Consider the following 21,213-nt stretch of genomic DNA (forward strand, 5'->3'; position numbering starts at 1 on the left):
GGCACTCATGCACTGCTGCTTTACTAGCATGCAAGGAAAGACAATAATTTTGCAAAATTATATAATTCTTTAAACACAGGGGTTAATTTATTGTATAATGATAGAGGCTCTTAAAAAAGGTTATTCGACAAAAGTTGCACGTTTGATCTTGTTGTTTTGACTTTTCTTTCATGTTATTTTTAAAGTAAATCAATGTGCTATATTATTATAGTGGGGTGAAGAAATTTGAAAAAAATTGGTGTTCTAACAAGTGGAGGAGACGCTCCAGGTATGAATGCTGCTGTACGAGCAGTTGTACGTAAGGCAATTTTTCATAATGTTGAAATTTATGGTATCTATCATGGATATACGGGTTTAATTGAAGGTCAAATTGAAAAATTAGAATTAGGATCTGTAGGAGATATTATTCACCGTGGTGGTACGAAACTATATTCAGCAAGATGTCCTGAATTTAAGACAATTGAAGGACAGAAAAAAGGGATTGAACAACTAAAAAAGCATGGTATTGAAGGGTTAGTAGTAATTGGTGGAGACGGCTCATATATGGGAGCTAAAAAACTAACTGAACATGGATTTCCATGTGTTGGAGTACCTGGCACGATAGATAATGATATTCCAGGAACCGATTTTACAATTGGATTTGATACTGCACTTAACACAGTAATTGATGCGATTGATAAAATTCGTGATACAGCTACATCACATGAACGTACATATGTAATTGAAGTAATGGGTAGACATGCAGGTGATATCGCTTTATGGTCAGGTTTGGCAGGCGGAGCAGAAACAATATTAATTCCAGAAGAAAATTATGATATGGACGATATTGTTGCACGCTTAAAGCGAGGGAATGAGCGAGGCAAAAAACACAGTATAATTATTGTGGCAGAAGGTGTTGGAAGTGGAGTAGACTTTGCAAAACAAATTGAAGAAGCTACTACTTTTGAAACACGTGTATCTGTGTTAGGTCACGTTCAACGCGGTGGATCACCAACTGCATCTGACCGTGTATTAGCTAGTCGATTAGGTGCTTTTGCTGTAGAATTACTTCTAGAAGGTAAAGGCGGACGCTGTGTAGGTATTCAAAAGAATGAACTCGTTCATCATGACATCATTGAAATACTAGATCAACCACATACAATTGACAATGATATGTACCGCTTATCAAAAGAATTATCAATCTAATATATAAATGTTGGGATCGTTTTCATACAGGATGCCTACGCACTAGTTAGGGTGTTTCAACCCTTGATGTGCTGTATTCAAATGCATTACCCTGATATGAAGTTGCGGGGAATTAGCTAAGATTATAAAAAACCATAATAGTTGTGGAATCTAAAGGAAGACAATCTTTAATTTAGATCTGTCCCCTTTTCCACAAAAATGGTAGGAGGAACGTAAATGCGTAAAACTAAGATTGTATGTACAATTGGACCAGCTAGTGAATCGATTGAAAAATTAACAGAGTTAATGGAAGCAGGTATGAATGTTTCCCGTTTGAATTTTTCACATGGTGACTTCGAAGAACATGGTGCTAGAATTATAAACATCAGAGAAGCTTCAGCAAAGTTAAATAAAAATGTTGCAATTTTATTGGATACTAAAGGTCCTGAAATTCGCACAAACACAATGGAAAATGGAGCAATTGAGCTTGTTGCTGGAAATGAAATTATTATTTCTATGACTGAAGTTGTAGGTACATTAGATAAATTTTCTGTCACATATGATGGCTTAATAGATGATGTACATATCGGCTCAACTATTCTTTTAGATGATGGCCTTATCGAACTTGAAGTAATTGGTTTAGACCATTCAAATGGTGAAATAAAAACAAAAATTAAAAACAGTGGTACATTGAAAAATAAAAAAGGTGTTAACGTACCAGGTGTGAGTGTTAAACTTCCGGGTATTACCGAAAAAGATGCGAAAGACATCGTATTTGGTATTGAGCAAGATGTTGACTTTATTGCAGCATCATTTGTTCGCCGTGCATCAGACGTTCTTGAAATTCGCGAGCTACTTGAAGAACATAATGCTAGCCACATTCAAATCATTCCTAAAATTGAAAATCAAGAAGGCGTAGACAATATCGATGAAATTCTTGAGGTTTCAGATGGTTTAATGGTTGCACGTGGTGATTTAGGTGTTGAAATTCCTGCTGAAGAAGTACCTTTAGTTCAAAAGGAATTAATCAGAAAATGTAATGCATTAGGAAAACCTGTTATTACAGCAACACAAATGCTCGATAGTATGCAACGTAATCCTAGACCAACACGTGCAGAAGCAAGTGACGTAGCCAATGCCATTTTTGATGGTACAGATGCAATCATGCTTTCAGGTGAAACTGCTGCGGGATCATATCCAGTGGAAGCGGTTAAAACAATGCATAACATTGCTTCAAGAGCTGAAGAAGCACTTGATTATAAATCAATTCTTTCAAAGCGTAGTGCACAAGTAGGTACTACAATTACTGATGCAATTGGTCAATCAACATCATATACGGCATTGAATTTAGGTGTATCAGCAATTGTTACGCCAACAGAGAGTGGACATACTGCAAGAATGATATCAAAATATCGTCCAAAAGCTCCGATTGTAGCTGTAACGGTTTCTGATTCAATTTCTCGTAAATTAGCTCTAGTATGGGGTGTTTATCCAAGAAGTGGAAACCACTCAACGTCGACAGATGAAATGCTAGATAACTCTGTTGAAGAAGCAATAAACAGTGGTTTTGTTTCACATGGTGACTTAATTGTCATTACTGCAGGAGTACCTGTTGGTGAAGCAGGAACAACAAACTTAATGAAAGTACATGTAATTGGTGATGTACTTGCAAAAGGACAAGGGATTGGACGTAAATCTGCCTTCGGTAAAGTTGTTGTAGCAAGCACAGCTAGAGACGCTAAAGAAAAGATGACAAAAGGCGCTATTCTAGTTGCTCAAAGCACAGATCGCGATATGATGGGGGCACTTGAATTAGCTTCGGCTCTTATAACTGAAGAGGGTGGATTAACTAGTCATGCTGCAGTCGTTGGATTAAGCCTTGGAATCCCTGTTATTGTCGGAGTAGAAGGTGTAACAACTCTATTAAAGGATGGTCAAGATATTACTGTGGATTCTGTTCGTGGCGTCATTTATGAAGGCCACGCGAGTGTACTGTAATAAATAGGCTAGGGTTAATTATTCTTGTTTAAAATTAATTTTTCTTGTCTCAGACTGTATCAATTTGAAGTTTGAGGTGAGATGTGAGGGAATCGGGAACCACCGATTCCTTTTTGTTTATCCACTAAAAAGGGGGAAGAAGGGAATTCCTTCTCTTTTTTTAATCAATCGAATAAAATAGAAGAAAGTACACAGTGAGAACAAAGCTTTTCATGCCTATATTTTAAAGAGGTGAGATAATGAGGTTATTAGTATTTTTGATTATTGTCATACCAGCATTAGAAATTGGGTTTCTACTTCTTTCTGGAAAAACGATAGGTGTACTTCCAACTATTTTACTGATTGTTTTAACTGGTGTGGTTGGGGCGTGGCTTGCAAAAAAACAAGGAACTGAAGCATTAAGAAAAGCACAGCAACAAATGCAATACGGACAAATTCCTAATGAGGCTATATTAGATGGATTATGTATTTTAGTTGGTGGCCTATTGCTACTTACACCGGGTTTTATAACGGATGTAACGGGATTTTTATTGTTATTTCCGATAAGTAGGAATAAAATTAAACCGATTCTTTTATCCATTATTCGAAAAATGATAGACAAGAATCAATTTACAATTATTCGTTAATTTTTCTTGGAAAGACGAAGGAGCTAGATGTTAAAGTGGTATCCACAGTTCAATAATTTTTTATTTTCAAAAAAGTACAAAGGCTGATTCTTCGAAATGGAGTCAGCCGATTTACTTTTCTTTCCCAACAATAAACTTCCACAAACCCATATATACACCTGCGCTGTGTAAGGTTTTTAAAATTACCAGAACAACGGGCCCTGCAATAAGTCCTAAAAATCCAATTAACTTATAGCCGATAAAAAGAGACACTAGGGTGGCGAGAGGATCTAATCCAATACTTGAAGAAAGTACTTTAGGCTCCATTATTTGTCTTTGCAATAATACGATGAGATACAGAACGCCAATCCCAATTGCGAGTGGGAGACTGCCGCTAAACGCTAAGTAAACAATCCAAGGAACAAATACTAACCCTGTACCTAGATATGGTAGGATATCAACTAATCCAATTAGCAAAGCAATTGTTATCGCATAATCAACACGTAGAATCAGAAGGCCGATTAATACAATCGTCGTTGTAATGGATATAAGTGTCGCTTGCGCCCGAATAAACCCAATAAGCGCTTTTTTTAGTTCTTCAAAAATTGTTTTCCCACTTTTCCTTGCTTTAGGAGGAAGGATTTTTTTAAGTGTGGTCTTAAATTTATACCAATCTTTACTGATGAAGAATGTAGATAATAAGGAAAAGATAATAACAGTAGCTGCATTTGGGAGCCAACTAATCATCATTGGTATATTTTCTAAAAAGCTTTTTATGAAATTTCCCACGCTTGAAGATACCTGCTCACCTATGTTTTGGATATTTATAATAATGGATTGTTGTTGATTTGATTCAAGATTATTAAAAAGATAGGTTAATTGGTTATATAAAGGCATGATCTTCTCGACAAAAAATGTTTCAATATACATAGCTAGCAATGTTAAATGCCCTGGTAAAACCTTAGCTAAGTATGTTGTACCTGTGACTATTTCGGCAACTAATAGGATAAGTATCCCGGCAATGATACAGATTAATAATAAAATGGCGATGATCACGGATAAACCTCTAGGGACTCTGCCCTTTTTCTCCATAAAATTAACAAATGGGTTAATTAGCAGTGAGATGAAAATGGCAATAATAAAAGGATATGTCAAAGTAGATAAATAATATGTGAAAAAGATACCGAGGATTGATAAGCTAACAATTAATAAAAGTCTTAACATGCTATAAACATAATACAAATTCAACTTGTCTCCTCCCGTAATAGTATCGCGTCTTATAGATGTTTATTACACCACAGGCTTGTTTATACTATCTGAATTTATATTATAAGGATGTAGGATCTAGAAATGGTCAGTTTGGAGGTTAACAACATGTTCAGTCAACCAATGTTATTTTTACTTATATTGCTAGGTATCGGAGTGTTAGCAAAAAATCAATCATTAATTATCGCTGTTTCATGCTTAATTATCATTAAGGTAATTGGTTTGGATTCAAAAATACTTCCAACAGTCGGATCAAAAGGGATAAATTGGGGAGTTACGATAATTACAATAGCTGTACTTGTTCCAATTGCCACAGGGGATATCGGGTTTAAACAGCTTTTAGAAGCAGTAAAATCTGCTTATGCATGGATTGCTTTAGGAGCGGGCATTGCTGTGGCCTTAATCGCTAAAAATGGTTTAACTCTATTAGCTGAAGATCCTCATATTACTACTGCACTTGTTTTTGGAACGATTTTAGCTGTGGCATTATTTAATGGAGTTGCTGTTGGTCCACTAATAGGTGCAGGTATTGCTTATATCGCAATGCAGATTGTTAAGCTTTTTAGTTCATAATCTGTAAACAAGTATATTAATTATTGTTAAACCAAAACTATTATATCTTCAAACTATTTTATAGACATAATAACTAGTAAAAGTGAGCTAAATTCCCTTTTCTTTATCTAGATATCAGGTAATATTTACAAGTGGAAATATACACTAATATAACAATTTTATTGTATAGTTCTATATGTGTGGTAGAATGAAGTGGAATAATTCCTAAAAAAACATTTTTCTAACAAATTTTTGTCCTTATTGAATTGTTTTCATTCACAAAAGTCTGATAATTGTTTATAATAGGAATAGGTACTTTTATAATGCCTACAATAGGAAGTCAGTAATGAAAGAAAGATCATTTTGACTTTTCTCTAAACATGAAAAATGTAAGCATTTTCTTTTTTGTGCTTCAATGTGAGCAAGCGCTCAATCGTCTAAAAGTTTAAAAGAAAGAGCATTTTGTATTTTAACATAGATAGAAGAATCTACATTTTTTTGCTCATACTATAAAGAAATATCTCTTTCCTCAGATATTTTTCTTACATATTTCAAACGATGAGAAAAATGGTGATGCTTTTTTAGACTTTTTTGAGGTTTAAACTTTTAAACTTTTAAGATGAATGGGGAATAAAAGGTAAAGGAGAGGTTTTTTATGACAGCAACACGCGGTCTTGAAGGAATCGTAGCGACTACTTCATCTGTAAGTTCGATTATTGATGATACATTAACATATGCGGGCTTTAACATCGATGATTTAGCAGAAAACGCTAGCTTTGAAGAAGTGGTATATTTACTATGGCACCGAAAGTTACCAAATGCAGAACAACTCAATGAAATTAAGAAACAACTTGCGGAAAATGCAAAAATTCCACAGCAAGTAATTGACCACTTCAAAACATATCCTATCAATAGTGTGCACCCAATGGCAGCTCTTCGTACAGCTGTATCATTACTTGGCTTATTTGACGCAGAAGCTGATGTGATGGATACTGAAGCTAACTATAGAAAAGCAATCCGTCTACAAGCACAGCTTCCAATCGTCGTAACTTCTTTTGCGCGAATTCGTAAAGGTTTAGAGCCAGTAGAACCAAGAACAGACTTATCAATGGCTGCAAACTTCCTATATACATTATCTGGTGAAGAGCCAAATGAAGTAGCAGTTGAGGCAATTAATAAAGCGTTAGTTTTACATGCCGATCATGAATTAAATGCGTCAACTTTTACTGCACGTGTTTGCGTTGCAACATTATCTGACGTTTATTCTGGTGTAACAGCAGCAATTGGAGCTTTAAAAGGTCCATTACATGGTGGAGCAAATGAAGCTGTTATGAAGATGCTTTCTGAAATTGGTGAAGTAGATAATGCGGAAAGCTATATCAATGAAAAATTAGCAAACAAAGAAAAGATTATGGGCTTTGGTCACCGTGTATATCGACAAGGTGATCCAAGAGCTAAACACTTAAAGAAGATGTCTGAAAAGCTTTCGAAATTAACTGGTGAACCAAAATGGTATGAAATGTCTCTAAAAGTTGAAGAGTTAGTGAGATCACAAAAGCCATTACCACCAAATGTTGATTTCTATTCTGCGTCAATGTACCACAGTTTAGGAATCGACCATGACCTGTTTACACCGATTTTTGCGGTTAGTCGTGTATCAGGATGGTTAGCTCATATTCTAGAGCAATATGAAAATAATCGTTTAATTCGTCCACGAGCTGATTATATTGGTCCTGATAAGCAAGCTTATATCCCATTAGAACAACGTGGTTAATTATTTATAATTTGGAAATGGTATAAATAGAACTCTATTCTTATCATGTGATCCTCCCTGTTAAATCGGGAGGATTGCTGTGCGAATTTTTTATATTCATAAAAATCTTAAAAATTTTATGTAATTCTCTGCAAAAAAGTTAGAAAACTACTATACTAAATAGTGAGCATATCTATCCTTTGGATAAATATAGATAATACATAATCTGGGAGGTTATTTTTTTGACACAAGGTGAAAAAATTTCAGTAACAAATGGAGTATTAAACGTACCAAGCAATCCAGTTATCCCATTTATTGAAGGAGACGGAATTGGTCCAGATATTTGGGCTGCAGCTTCACGTGTATTAGAAGCAGCTGTCGAAAAAGCATACAATGGTGAAAAAGGTATCGTTTGGAAAGAAGTATTAGCTGGTGAGAAAGCATTTAACCAAACTGGCGAATGGTTACCAAATGAAACATTAGATGTTATCCGTGAGTACTTAATTGCAATTAAAGGACCTTTGACAACACCAATCGGTGGAGGTATTCGTTCCCTTAACGTTGCGCTTCGTCAAGAGTTAGATTTATTTACTTGCTTACGTCCTGTACGTTATTTCCAAGGTGTACCTTCACCAGTTAAGCGTCCAGAAGACACAGACATGGTTATCTTCCGTGAAAATACTGAAGATATTTACGCTGGTATTGAATATGCAAAAGGTTCTGAAGAAGTAGAAAAGCTAATCAACTTCTTGAAAAATGAATTAGGTGTTAATAAAATCCGTTTCCCAGAAACATCAGGTATCGGTATCAAACCAGTTTCTGAAGAAGGTACAAGCCGTCTTGTAAGAGCTGCAATCAATTATGCAATTGAGCATGGTCGTAAATCTGTAACACTTGTTCATAAAGGTAACATTATGAAATTCACTGAAGGTGCCTTCAAAAACTGGGGTTATGAGCTTGCTGAAAAAGAATTCGGTGATAAAGTATTTACTTGGGCAGAGTACGATCGCCTAGTAGAAACAGAAGGAAAAGATGCTGCAAACAAAGCACAAGCTGATGCAGAAGCTGCTGGAAAAATTATTGTAAAAGATTCAATTGCTGATATCTTCTTACAACAAATTTTAACACGTCCTCGTGAATTTGACGTTGTTGCAACGATGAACTTAAATGGTGATTACATTTCTGACGCGTTAGCTGCACAAGTTGGAGGAATTGGAATTGCACCTGGAGCAAACATCAATTATGAGACAGGACATGCAATTTTTGAAGCAACTCATGGTACAGCTCCTAAATATGCTGGTCTTGACAAAGTAAATCCTTCTTCAGTGCTTCTTTCAGGTGTACTTATGCTTGAACATTTAGGATGGACTGAAGCGGCTAATTTGATTACGAATTCAGTTGAAAAAACAATTGCTTCTAAAGTTGTAACATACGACTTTGCTCGTTTAATGGATGGAGCTACAGAAGTGAAATGTTCTGAATTTGCTGATGAGCTTATTAAAAACCTGGGTTAATTACTAGTCATAAACTGAATTTTACTGACCTTACATGCTATTAAATTTAACTAGTTGGTAGAAGGAACTTCTCCTTCTACCAATCCTATACATATTAAGGGGATGTTAATATGGCAATTAAGCGTAAAAAGGTTTCTGTCATTGGTAGTGGATTTACTGGTGCTACTACAGCTTTTCTATTAGGTCAAAAGGAACTTTCAGATGTCGTATTAGTAGATATTCCGCAAATGGAAAACCCTACTAAAGGAAAAGCTTTAGATATGCTAGAAGCAAGTCCTGTTCAAGGATTTGATGCAAATATTATTGGTACATCAAACTACGAGGATACAGCAAATTCAGATATCGTTGTTATTACTGCAGGTATAGCTAGAAAGCCCGGGATGAGCCGTGATGATCTTGTTTCTACAAATGCTGGAATTATGAAAAGTGTTACAAGGGAAGTTGTTAAGTATTCTCCTGAGTGCACAATTATTGTGTTAACAAACCCTGTTGATGCAATGTCATATACAGTATTTAAAGAATCTGGTTTCCCAAAACATCGTGTAATTGGACAATCAGGTGTACTAGATACAGCTCGTTTCCGTACATTTGTTGCTCAAGAACTTAATCTTTCAGTTAAGGATATAACAGGATTTGTATTAGGTGGACATGGCGATGACATGGTACCTCTAGTACGTTATTCGTATGCTGGAGGTATCCCATTAGAGACGTTAATCCCTAAGGATCGTTTAGATGCAATTGTTGAAAGAACGCGTAAAGGCGGCGGAGAAATCGTTAACCTATTAGGAAACGGAAGTGCATACTATGCACCAGCTGCTTCTTTAGTAGAGATGGTTGAGGCAATCTTAAAGGACCAACGTCGTGTGCTTCCAACAATTGTATACTTAGAAGGTGAATATGGATTCAACGGTATTTACCTAGGTGTTCCAACTGTTCTCGGTGGCAATGGTTTAGAGCAAATCATCGAACTAGAACTAACTGAGAAAGAAAAAGCAGCATTACAAAAGTCTGCAGACTCTGTTAGAAATGTAATGAAGGTCTTATCATAAGAGTAACAATTTTATAATAAATAACGATATAAACAAAAAGAAAGTTGGGGATATCCTCAATTTTCTTTTTTATACTATCAAAATTATAAGTTTTCTTACTCAGTTTTGGTGTCTAGCTCCAGCGCCTAGCCCCTCTTAGGTCTACAGCCACTCAGGAATTGAAGACAAAGAACGACTTCTATTCCTGAGCGTCTTATGCCTGTCGGGTCTATTCAAGGCGCCCTGAGCTTTTCCTATATTCTTCTTCTCAAATAAATGAAGGTGGTGCAAAGATGCTCCTTGGTAAAAAGAGAAAGCTAGGTAGGCTTATTAATGAGATTACAGTTGGAGAAAAATTATCATTAACTGAAAAAATTGAAGATAAAGATCTATTGCTTTATCTTGGATTAACAAATGACGCCAATCCGCTCTATATACAGCATGATTATGCATCACAAACTCCATATGAAAAACCGCTCGTTCCTAGTTTAATGCTAACAGGGATTATAACTTCTGCAGTTTCTAAATATTTACCAGGTCCAGGTAGTCACATTGTTAAGCAAGATATAACCTTCCTTAAGCCACTTTATCATTATAGTATCGTACAATTCCTATTTGAAGTTAGTGAGATATTTGTTTCAGAAAATAAAATTGTCGTTGAAGTCCATGCAGTTAATGCCGAAGAAGAGGTTGTCTTAGAAGGAAGGATTACTGTTTGTCCACCTAGTAAACTGACACCTATTGAAGGGAAAGCTTTAGATAACTTTTAATCATCACCATTTTAACGATAGTCAAAAAAACTGACTCAATTTGAGTCAGTTTTTTTTTGATTATCAGAATTTATATTCTAATGAGGTATAATAGAAGGAAGTCTAAGGGTAATAAATACATTTTCAGGAGCAGTTTGAACATTTAATAAAGCAATAGTTGCCCTTTTTCACTACTATTCGCTAGAATAGAAACAATAGAGAAAATTCATTTATAATGAATAAAATAAAAAATTGGTTCAATTGAAGGGAAATACAATCCTTGGAGGCTTATATGAGTAAGAAGATATTAGTAGTAGATGACGAGCAATCGATTTCAACTTTGTTAAAGTATAATCTAGAACAAGCAGGTTATAGTGTGATAACGGCAATGGATGGGGAAGAGGGATTGCACAGTTGTTTAAATGAAGAGCCAGATTTACTTGTTCTTGACCTGATGCTACCTAAAATGGATGGTATCGAAGTGTGTAAGCAGCTTCGTCAAAGAAAGATCATGGTACCTATTTTGATGTTAACTGCAAAAGATGATGAATTTGATAAAGTACTAGGACTTGAACTAGGGGCTGATGATTATATGACAAAGCCATTTAGTCCAAGAGAGGTAGTAGCAAGGGTAAAGGCAATTCTCAGAAGAACACAATCACATACAGAAGTTGAAATTAAGGAATCTGATGAATCAGAGCAGGTAATGATCGGTGATTTGAAAGTATTACCTGAACATTATGAAGCGTATTATGGAAAGGAACGTTTAGACTTAACACCTAAGGAATTTGAGTTGCTTGTTTATTTGGCTAAACATAAAGGGCGTGTCCTTACACGTGATCAGCTACTTAGTGCAGTTTGGAATTATGATTTTGCAGGTGATACAAGAATAGTAGATGTTCATATAAGTCATTTGCGTGAAAAAATCGAAAGAAACACAAAAAAACCTTTATATATTAAAACAATTAGGGGATTAGGATATAAGCTCGAGGAGCCGAAAGTGAATGAATAGGTTTCGTTCACGATTACTTTTTGCGTTAATTACTTTAGTAATAACAGTCCTTGTTGGATTAGGGTTATTACTTGGACAAATTTTTAATAGTTATTATATCAATTCTTATAAGGATATTATGCAAAGAGAAACAAAATTAATGAAAACATTATTATTTGAGAGAGGGTTAACTGCTGAGGAGTCGTCAGATCTTGTTTTTGAACTAAGTAGCTCCTTTAAAACACATATTACTGTTTTAAATGCAGAAGATCAGATTATTTATGATGAAGGTGAAATATCAAAAAAGCATAATCATGACCATATGGTAGAAGACGTACTTCCAATTATGAAAAATAAGTCAGATGGTTACTTTTTTATTGATCAAAAGGAACAATTAGCATATTACGGGCTCCCTATTAGTGAAGGTGATTCATATAAAGGTATTGTTCTTGTCAACTCATCAATTGAACAAGTAAAAAAGGTAAACCAACAAACTTGGATGGTACTAATTGTTAGTTTAAGTTTGGCTTTAATTATTATGGTTTTTATAGGAATTAGGATAACATCTCGATATACACGTCCTATTGAATCAGCCACCAAAGTAGCGATGGAGCTTGCGAAAGGAAATTATAAGGCTCGAACATATGAAGAGCATATAGATGAAAGTGGAATGCTTAGTCAATCTATTAATATACTAGCGAGAAATCTCCAAGATATGACTAGAGCACAGGAAATGCAGCAGGACCGCCTCCAAACATTAATTGAAAATATGGGAAGTGGTTTAATCCTTATTGATGGACGGGGCTATATTAATTTAGTGAATCGAGCTTATAAGGAGCTTTTTGAGGTAGACTCTGCTGAATTTCTATACCAGTTATATTATGATGCTTTTACACATAAAGAGATTATTGAACTTGTTGAAGAAATTTTTATGACAGAGGTAAAGGTAAGGAAGCAGCTGCACTTACCGCTGAAAATAGAACGAAGACATTTTGAGGTTTATGGTGCACCGATTATCGGCACAAATGATGAATGGAAGGGTATTGTCCTTGTATTTCATGATATTACTGAACTAAAAATGCTAGAGCAAATGAGAAAAGATTTTGTAGCAAATGTATCCCATGAATTAAAAACACCGATAACTTCAATAAAAGGGTTTAGTGAAACTCTTTTAGATGGAGCCCTAAATGACAAACAGACAGCAGAGTATTTTCTATCTATCATTCTTAAGGAAAGTGATCGTCTACAGTCATTAATTCAAGATCTGCTTGATCTATCTAAAATTGAACAGCAAGGATTTCAATTGTCTATACAGCCATGTGATGTAAAAGAGCTTTTAGAGGATATTGGTATCATCCTTCAAGGTAAATCAATTGAAAAAGAAGTAGGGTTATCACTAGCTATCCCAGACGGGTTGTTATTAATAGAAGGTGACTTATATCGCTTAAAACAGATTTTCATAAATTTAATTAACAATGCGTTAACCTATACGCCTAAGGGTGGATCTGTTCAAGTAACCGTAGAAAAGCATGAACAGTATCTACTTATCGTTGTGTCTGATACTGGAATTGGTATTAAGACTGAAGAAATTCCAAGGATTTTTGAACGCTTTTATCGAGTTGATCGAGCAAGAAGTAGAAATTCTGGAGGAACTGGACTTGGATTGGCAATTGTAAAACATTTAGTTGAAGCGCACAAGGGGCAAATAAGTGTTTCGAGTAAACTAGGAGAAGGGACATCTTTTACTGTAAAGTTAAATAAAAAGTATCAAGATGGCCAAATTACATAAAAAAGATAAAGAAATTTTAGTAATTTCGACATACTTTACAATTAATTTACATCTAATTTATTCTATCTTAATAAAAAGTTGATATGATACTAAGTGAAAACCCCTTCATCCAAGGAGCCAATCTTTTGGACGAGAGCATAACGCTCTCGTCCCTTTTTTTGTTTTCCTGAATACGGTTGCGAATAAAAGAGAAATAACTATGAAACCTTTTCGTAACAAAACCGTATTAAAGGTAGATCAAAAATTTTACATTTACAAATGATCTTGTTGAGTTCAAAAGGAGGTAGGGGATTAGATGTTAAGCATGAAAAGAGTTTTTACCATTATCGGTTTTTCCTTTTTAATTGCAATTTTGGCGATTGTTGCTTTTACATCTTGGTACACTGTTGATGAGTCAGAACAAGCTGTCATGATTACTCTTGGAGAGGTTGAGGAAGGTGTTAGTGAACCAGGACTACATTTTAAATACCCGTGGCCAATTCAATCCGTAGAGGTTCTTTCCAAGGAAACATTTAGCTTACAGTTTGGATACGAGGAATCAGAAGATGGAGATGTTAAGGATTTTCCTAAAGAAACAAAAATGATTACAGGTGATGAGAATATTGTTTTAGCGGATATGGTAGTCCAGTGGAAGATTATAGATCCTGGTAAATACTTATTTAATGCAGAAAATCCAACGGAAATGTTAGAAGATGCAACTTCCGCAAGTTTAAGAAGTATTATAGGAAGTTCGACAATTGATGATGCATTAACTTCAGGTAAAGTTGAAATTGAAAAGCAAGTACAAGAATTATTATCAACTCTAATTGGAGAATATGATATTGGAATCTCCATTTTAGCGGTTAAATTACAGGATGTGGATCTTCCAAATGAAGAGGTTAGAAAAGCATTCACAAATGTTACAGATGCCCGTGAAACGATGAACACAAGAAAAAATGAAGCAAATAAATACAGAAACAAACGTACGGAGGAAGCACAAGGGGAGAAGGATGCGATTATGTCTGCTGCCCAAGGAGACAAAGCTGCGCGTATGGAAGTAGCACGTGGCGATGTAGCCCAGTTTAATGCCATTTATAATGAGTATAAAAATGCAAAAGACATTACACAAAAGCGTTTAGTATTAGAAACGATCGATCAAGTGCTACCAAATGCAGAGATTTATATTATGGAGGATAACGGTAATACAATGAAGTATTTACCGATTAAGGATGCTACAACCAAGCCTGTAGCACCAGTAGAACAAGAAGGCAATGAAGGGGAAGGGAGTGAAACAAATGGACAATGATAATGTAGTGAATATGGAGGAGAAAAAGCCTGCATTTTCATTCAAAGGCTACCTTCGTGGAGGTATCATTTTACTTATTACGATCCTATTACTAGTACTTGTCTTAACAAACTTGTTTATTGTAAAAGAAAACGAATACAAAGTTGTCCGCCAATTTGGCGAAGTCGTTAGAATAATTGAAGAACCTGGACTAAATTATAAAATCCCTTTTATTCAATCTGTAACAACTCTGCCAAATTATCAAATGACATACAATGTTCAAGAGGCAGAAATTAATACAAAAGATAAAAAAAGGCTAATTATTGATAACTACACAGTTTGGAGAATTGAAGATCCAAAAAAAATGATCACAAATGCACGAACCATGGTAAGTGCTGAGACAAGAATGGCGGAGTTTGTTTTTTCAACTGTGCGCTCTGAACTCGGTCAATTAAATTATGATGAAATTATCAATGATGAGAAATCCTCTCGAGGAAGCTTAAACGACAAGGTTACAAATATCGTAAATGATTTATTAGAAAAAGACGATTACGGTATCGTCGTAACTGATGTCCGCATGAAACGGACAGATTTACCAGCAGAAAATGAACAATCTGTTTTTACGCGAATGATTTCTGAACGGGAATCAACTGCACAAGGTTATTTATCTAAAGGTGATGCCGAAAAAAATAGAATTATTGCAGAGACAGATAGAGAAGTAAAAGAGATGCTAGCAAAGGCTAAAGGAGATGCAGAGGTTATTCGAAGTGAAGGTGAGAAGGAAGCAGCTAAAATGTATAATACAGCTTATTCAAAGGATCCTGAATTTTATGAACTGTATCGAACATTACAATCATATAAGCAAACGATTGATGAAGAAACGGTCATAATTATTCCATTTGATTCTCCATATGCAAGTCTACTTAAAGGGGAACGCTAGGAGTTTACAATCGCGGCTTTTGAAGATATAACCTATAAAATCAAAGAACCAGAGTTTTCCTTTCTATTTGTAGTCGTGATAGAATAGAGAAGGAACTTATGGTTCTTTTTTTTGAATTTTGACTTCGTTTAGTGTCTAGTTCCGAGATCCATTAGTCTAAGCCAACTTAGTTTGCATGGGCTGTTACAGCGATAAACGTTAAGATCGTATGCACCTATAAGGTCTAGATTACCAAAAGGCTAAAACATAAGCTTGTTCGTTTGGATATGAGCTAAAGATAGGTGCTATTAATAGATGTAGGAGGAAGAAATAGTGACTAAAAAGATCGTTTTAATTGATGGAAATAGTATTGCCTATCGAGCATTTTTTGCGCTTCCATTATTGAATAATGATAAAGGTGTACATACGAATGCGATTTATGGTTTTACAATGATTTTAATGAAAATTTTAGAAGATGAAAATCCATCACATATGATTGTTGCATTTGATGCAGGAAAGACAACATTTAGACATGAAACGTTCCAGGAGTATAAAGGGGGACGCCAAAAAACTCCACCTGAATTATCAGAGCAATTTCCTTTTATAAGAGAGCTTCTTGATGCTTATCAGGTATCACGCTATGAGCTTGAAAATTATGAAGCAGATGATATTATTGGTACGCTTTCTAAACAGGCTGAAAAGGACGGCTATGAAGTCAAGGTCATCTCAGGTGATAAAGATTTAACACAGCTAGTGACAGATAAAATTACTGTTGATATCACTCGAAAAGGAATAACAGATGTAGATTCCTACACACCTGATTTTGTTAATGAAAAATACGGCTTAACACCAGAACAAATTATTGATATGAAGGGTTTAATGGGGGATGCGTCAGATAATATCCCAGGAGTACCAGGGGTAGGCGAGAAAACTGCCATTAAGCTTTTGAAAGAATTTCAAACGTTAGAGAATGTGTTAGATTCTATTGATCAAGTGAGTGGTAAAAAACTAAAAGAAAAATTAGAGGAAAACCGTGATCAGGCGCTAATGAGTAAAAAGCTTGCCACAATTGATTGCAGTGCACCAATAACAATTTCAGTTGATGATGTTCATTATGAAGGCTTTGATATAAAAAAGGTTACAGATATCTTTAAAGAGCTAGGATTTAGCACATTATTAGAAAAGCTTGGTGAAGAAGTCGTTCAAGAAGAAGTGGTTGTTGAAGACATTAGCTTTGAAAAAGTCTCTGAACTTACAAGTGAACTATTGACTGACGAAGCAGCGTTATATGTAGAGGTTCTTGAAGAAAGCTATCATAACGCAGATATTATCGGATTCTCTATAACTAATGAGAATGGTCAATATTACATCCCTGTTGAAGTTGCGTTAGCATCTGAGCAATTTAAAAAATGGGCTGCTGATGAAACGAAACAAAAGATTGTTTATGATGGAAAGAAAACAAGTGTTGCGCTTAGCTGGAAAGGGATCACTTTAAAAGGGGTCGACTTTGATGTACTTATCGCCGCTTATTTATTAAATCCTTCACAAGACTTCGATGATGTTGCAAGTGTTGCGAGAACAAATGGTTTATCAATTGTTCAATCAGATGAGTTAGTGTACGGTAAGGGAGCGAAGCGAGCAATCCCTGATGAAGAAAAGCTTAGTGATCATATTGTTCGAAAAGGACAAGCAATATTCGCTTTAAAAGAAAAGCTAGTGAATCAACTGGAGAAAAATGATCAAACATCATTATTTTATGATTTAGAGCTACCACTTTCGGTCATTCTTGCTGAAATGGAAGCAACAGGTGTGAAAGTTGATGTTGATCGCTTAAAAGATATGGGTAAGAATTTAGCAGAACAATTAAAATCGCTTGAGGAGAATATATATGAGCATGCTGGAGAAGAGTTCAATATTAATTCACCGAAACAACTAGGAGTAATATTATTCGAAAAATTAGGTTTACCAGTGATAAAAAAAACGAAGACAGGTTTTTCAACCTCTGCAGACGTATTGGAAAAGCTTGAAGAAAAGCATGAAATTGTAAGAGGAATTCTTCATTATCGTCAGCTCGGAAAATTACAATCAACCTATATTGAAGGATTATTAAAGGTTGTACATGAAGACACACATAAAATCCATACCCGTTTTAATCAAGTTTTAACAACAACCGGACGACTTAGTTCAATTGATCCAAATCTACAAAACATCCCGATTAGACTTGAGGAAGGTCGGAAAATTCGCCAAGCATTTGTTCCATCAAAAAATGATTGGGTCATGTTTGCAGCTGACTACTCGCAAATTGAATTAAGGGTTTTAGCTCATATTGCAAATGATAAAAACTTAGTAGAAGCATTCCGTAATGATTTAGATATTCACACGAAAACGGCAATGGATGTTTTTCATGTTGCAAAAGAAGATGTTACATCGAATATGAGAAGACAAGCAAAGGCGGTTAATTTTGGTATTGTCTACGGAATTAGTGATTACGGACTTTCACAAAACCTAGGAATCACTCGTAAGGAAGCAGGAGAATTTATTAAACGTTATTTGGAGACTTTTGTCGGTGTTCAAGAATATATGGATGACATTGTCGCTGATGCGCGGGAAAAAGGGTATGTGAAAACACTTCTACATAGAAGAAGATATATTCCAGAAATCACAAGCCGTAACTTTAATTTACGAAGCTTTGCAGAACGAACAGCAATGAATACTCCAATTCAGGGAAGTGCTGCAGATATTATTAAGAAGGCAATGATCGATATGGCTGATCGATTAAAACAGGAAAATGTTCAAGCGAAATTATTATTACAAGTACACGATGAACTAATTTTTGAGGCACCAAAAGAAGAAATTTCAATTCTTGAAAAAATTGTTCCTGAAGTAATGGAAAATGCTGTAGAGTTAAACGTTCCATTAAAGGTGGATTACTCTTATGGTGCTTCTTGGTATGATGCGAAATAAACCCCATCAAGTGGCCTGTTTTGAAGACCACTTAAGAGTTACCGTTAAACCGAATAAAAAGGAAGTGATGGAATGCCAGAGCTACCAGAGGTTGAAACAGTACGCCGTACATTGCTTCAGCTAGTACAAGGAAAAAAGATACAAAAGGTAACAATTCATTGGCCAAAAATAATAAAAAAACCTGAAGAAAGTGAACAATTTCAGGATGCCTTAGTTGGGCAAACAATACAAGATGTAAACCGTAGAGGGAAATTTTTGAAATTTATCCTTGACGATTATGTTCTAGTTTCACATTTACGAATGGAAGGTCGATATGGATTGTATAATCCAGAAGAGGAGTATGATAAGCATACACATGTTATTTTTTCCTTTGTAGATGGCACTGAATTGCGCTACCGAGATGTAAGAAAGTTTGGTACTATGCACTTATTTTCAAAGGGTGAAGAAGATAATGAGCTGCCACTTTCTCAGCTAGGACCTGAACCTTTCTCTAAAAGCTTTACAGTAGATTATTTACGTGAACGTTTAAAAAAAACGTCACGAAAAATTAAAGCCGCTTTATTAGATCAAACCGTTGTGGTTGGTCTTGGAAATATATATGTTGATGAAGCATTGTTCCGGGCTGGGATAAACCCAGAGCGCATTGCAAATCAAATAACATTAGCAGAATGCAGGGTTTTACATAAGGAAATCATTGCAACTCTTGGGGAAGCTGTCGAAAAAGGCGGTAGCACTATTCGATCCTATGTAAATACTCAAGGTGAAATCGGGATGTTCCAACTTCAATTATTTGTATACGGAAGAACAAATGAGCCTTGTAAAAAATGTGGAACAACTTTAACAAAATCAGTCGTTGGTGGAAGAGGAACACACTTTTGTGATAAATGTCAAAAGTAATCCAAAAGGTAAAGAGCACTTTATGTGCTTTTTACCTTTTTTTATTTGCATTAAATCCTTAATTTTTAGTACTATTCGAATTTCTTTAAGCCACTCTATGCCAATTATTTAAAATTGAGTGATTTACTTTCCCAAGGTTTCAAGAATACAAGAAGTCAGCAAAACTTTTATAAAATTTTTCATCGATCTTTAACACTAACTAGGCGACTATCATACACTATGTTAGCAATCAGAAGGAAGGGGCTAGGCTTTTATGTTTCAATTTGCATCACTATTATTATTAGCGCTCGCAGTAAGCTTAGATAGCTTTTCTGTAGGTTTTACGTATGGTATGAGAAAAATGAGAATCCCTTTTAAGTCAATATTTATTATTGCTTGCTGTTCTGCCGCAACATTGTTAGTGGCAATGCTAGTTGGCGATTTGCTGACAAGAATTTTCCCGGTGTATGTAACAGAAAAGCTTGGAGGATTCATTTTGGTCCTAATTGGTGCATGGGTGTTATATCAATTTTTTAGACCTGAAAAGGAAACGTCTGAGGATGAGATGGAGTCAGAAAAAACATTAATTAATTTTGAGATAAAAACACTTGGAATTGTTATCAATATCCTTAGAAAACCAATGTCAGCAGATATTGATAAGTCAGGAACGATCACAGGAGTGGAGGCATTTTTACTTGGTGTTGCATTGTCATTAGATGCCTTCGGTGCTGGGATTGGTGCTGCATTATTAGGGTATTCGCCAGTTATTATGAGTATTTTAGTAGCGTGTATGAGCTCATTATTTGTATTTGTTGGGATTAAATCAGGGAATATTTTTTCGAAATTTGCTTGGATGGATAAATTTTCTTGCCTACCGGGGATCATTCTAATTATGATAGGTATATGGAAACTATAAACTGAGACTTCATTCAGTGGTCAAATTCTTAAGAAATAATGGGGGCAAGTCATTGTGACAGTGGTAATTGGTTTAACAGGTGGTATTGCAAGTGGAAAAAGTACAGTTTCTGATATGTTACGCAAACAAGGAATCCGAGTGATTGACGCTGATCAAATTGCAAGAGAGGTAGTTGAGATCGGAAAACCAGCATATGAGCAAATTGTTAAAACGTTTGGCCAGGATATTTTACATGAAGATAAAACAATTAATCGCGAAAAGCTAGGAACGCTAATTTTTTCTGAGGAAAATAAACGTCAGCAATTAAATAAAATTGTCCATCCTGCTGTTCGAAAGGAAATGTTAAAACAAACTGAGGAAGAAAAAGCACATCAAGCTAAAATAGTTGTGTTAGATATTCCTTTATTATTTGAAAGTAAATTAACGTATATGGTGGATGAAATAATAGTAGTGTATGTTGATGAAGAAACACAATTGAAGCGGTTAATGAAAAGAAATAGTTATAGTGAAGAGGAAGCGAAGATAAGAATTGGCTCACAGTTTCCTTTGAAGGAAAAAGCTGAGCTCGCAGATGAAATCATTCATAATCAGGGTTCAATAGAAGAAACAAGAGCACAGGTACACGAGTTGATCAGTAAGTTGATAGGAAATGAGGAGACTAATTAAATTGGTCTCTTTTTTTTTGTGATCGAAAAAAATATTCTGTGCTCTAAGCGGTATATATGGAACAAGCCAAGTTAAACAAAGCATAAAAATAAATGAAATATGCCTAAATTAAAAAAATGTAATAATATATATCGCTTTTAAAAATAAATGTGTTATACTAAATTAAAATAAATAATTAATTAGTATGACATATATAAAA

Annotated in this window: 17 protein-coding genes; 16 read left to right on the top strand and 1 reads right to left on the bottom strand. The window is 35.1% G+C overall.

Annotated elements, in window-relative coordinates; genetic code table 11:
• Positions 1–225: 225 nt before the first annotated feature.
• The 3 genes from pfkA (at position 226) to WCV66_RS10690 (ending at position 3,788) form a co-directional block, all read left to right on the top strand.
• Positions 226–1,185, top strand: a complete 960-nt coding sequence (pfkA, locus tag WCV66_RS10680; protein WP_066326806.1) for a 6-phosphofructokinase — start codon at positions 226–228, stop codon at positions 1,183–1,185.
• A 216-nt stretch (positions 1,186–1,401) separates the two neighbouring features.
• A complete protein-coding gene (pyk, locus tag WCV66_RS10685) occupies positions 1,402–3,162 on the top strand; it encodes a pyruvate kinase (RefSeq protein WP_066326807.1) in 1,761 nt (586 codons plus the stop codon).
• Between the two features lie 239 nt (positions 3,163–3,401).
• Positions 3,402–3,788: an FxsA family protein gene (locus tag WCV66_RS10690; RefSeq protein WP_066326810.1), complete on the top strand. Its 387-nt coding sequence runs from the start codon at positions 3,402–3,404 to the stop codon at positions 3,786–3,788.
• Positions 3,789–3,899: 111 nt separating this feature from the next.
• Here the strand turns inward: WCV66_RS10690 and ytvI are convergent, their stop codons facing one another.
• Entirely contained in the window at positions 3,900–5,015 is a 1,116-nt protein-coding gene (ytvI, locus tag WCV66_RS10695; RefSeq protein WP_066326812.1) for a sporulation integral membrane protein YtvI, read from the bottom strand.
• A gap of 126 nt (positions 5,016–5,141) precedes the next feature.
• On the opposite strand from ytvI, the gene WCV66_RS10700 reads away from it, so the two are divergent.
• From WCV66_RS10700 to coaE, 13 genes are all read left to right on the top strand, one after another.
• A complete protein-coding gene (locus WCV66_RS10700) occupies positions 5,142–5,606 on the top strand; it encodes a DUF441 domain-containing protein (protein ID WP_066326813.1) in 465 nt (154 codons plus the stop codon).
• Positions 5,607–6,240: 634 nt separating this feature from the next.
• Entirely contained in the window at positions 6,241–7,359 is a 1,119-nt protein-coding gene (gene citZ / locus WCV66_RS10705) for a citrate synthase (protein ID WP_066326815.1), read from the top strand.
• Between the two features lie 221 nt (positions 7,360–7,580).
• Positions 7,581–8,852: an NADP-dependent isocitrate dehydrogenase gene (icd, locus tag WCV66_RS10710; protein WP_066326822.1), complete on the top strand. Its 1,272-nt coding sequence runs from the start codon at positions 7,581–7,583 to the stop codon at positions 8,850–8,852.
• 110 nt (positions 8,853–8,962) lie between these two features.
• On the top strand, positions 8,963–9,901 hold the full coding sequence (gene mdh / locus WCV66_RS10715; RefSeq protein ID WP_338788946.1) for a malate dehydrogenase: 939 nt from the start codon (positions 8,963–8,965) through the stop codon (positions 9,899–9,901).
• Between the two features lie 272 nt (positions 9,902–10,173).
• Entirely contained in the window at positions 10,174–10,650 is a 477-nt protein-coding gene (locus WCV66_RS10720) for a MaoC/PaaZ C-terminal domain-containing protein (protein WP_066326833.1), read from the top strand.
• A gap of 271 nt (positions 10,651–10,921) precedes the next feature.
• The gene (locus WCV66_RS10725) at positions 10,922–11,641 is read left to right on the top strand and encodes a response regulator transcription factor (RefSeq protein ID WP_066326835.1); all 720 of its coding nucleotides are present in this window, start codon (positions 10,922–10,924) and stop codon (positions 11,639–11,641) included.
• Entirely contained in the window at positions 11,634–13,409 is a 1,776-nt protein-coding gene (pnpS, locus tag WCV66_RS10730; protein ID WP_338788948.1) for a two-component system histidine kinase PnpS, read from the top strand. The genes WCV66_RS10725 and pnpS overlap by 8 nt, the downstream gene beginning before the upstream one ends.
• A 295-nt stretch (positions 13,410–13,704) precedes the next feature.
• Positions 13,705–14,694 (top strand): FtsH protease activity modulator HflK, encoded by a 990-nt coding sequence (gene hflK, locus WCV66_RS10735; RefSeq protein WP_066326838.1) that lies wholly within the window; start codon positions 13,705–13,707, stop codon positions 14,692–14,694.
• Positions 14,684–15,613 (top strand): protease modulator HflC, encoded by a 930-nt coding sequence (gene hflC / locus WCV66_RS10740; RefSeq protein WP_185653655.1) that lies wholly within the window; start codon positions 14,684–14,686, stop codon positions 15,611–15,613. Before hflK ends, hflC begins: the two co-directional genes overlap by 11 nt.
• A gap of 312 nt (positions 15,614–15,925) precedes the next feature.
• Positions 15,926–18,556, top strand: coding sequence for a DNA polymerase I (gene polA, locus WCV66_RS10745; protein WP_338788950.1), 2,631 nt, complete (start codon positions 15,926–15,928; stop codon positions 18,554–18,556).
• Positions 18,557–18,628: 72 nt separating this feature from the next.
• Entirely contained in the window at positions 18,629–19,453 is an 825-nt protein-coding gene (gene mutM / locus WCV66_RS10750) for a DNA-formamidopyrimidine glycosylase (protein ID WP_338788952.1), read from the top strand.
• Positions 19,454–19,706: 253 nt separating this feature from the next.
• Complete coding sequence (ytaF, locus tag WCV66_RS10755) at positions 19,707–20,348, top strand: sporulation membrane protein YtaF (RefSeq protein ID WP_066326856.1); 642 nt, start codon at positions 19,707–19,709, stop codon at positions 20,346–20,348.
• Positions 20,349–20,402: 54 nt separating this feature from the next.
• The gene (gene coaE, locus WCV66_RS10760) at positions 20,403–21,014 is read left to right on the top strand and encodes a dephospho-CoA kinase (RefSeq protein ID WP_338788953.1); all 612 of its coding nucleotides are present in this window, start codon (positions 20,403–20,405) and stop codon (positions 21,012–21,014) included.
• The last annotated feature ends 199 nt before the right edge of the window (positions 21,015–21,213 follow it).

It is taken from the genome of Metabacillus rhizosphaerae (assembly GCF_037201795.1).
Classification (GTDB): Bacteria; Bacillota; Bacilli; order Bacillales; family Bacillaceae; genus Metabacillus; species Metabacillus rhizosphaerae.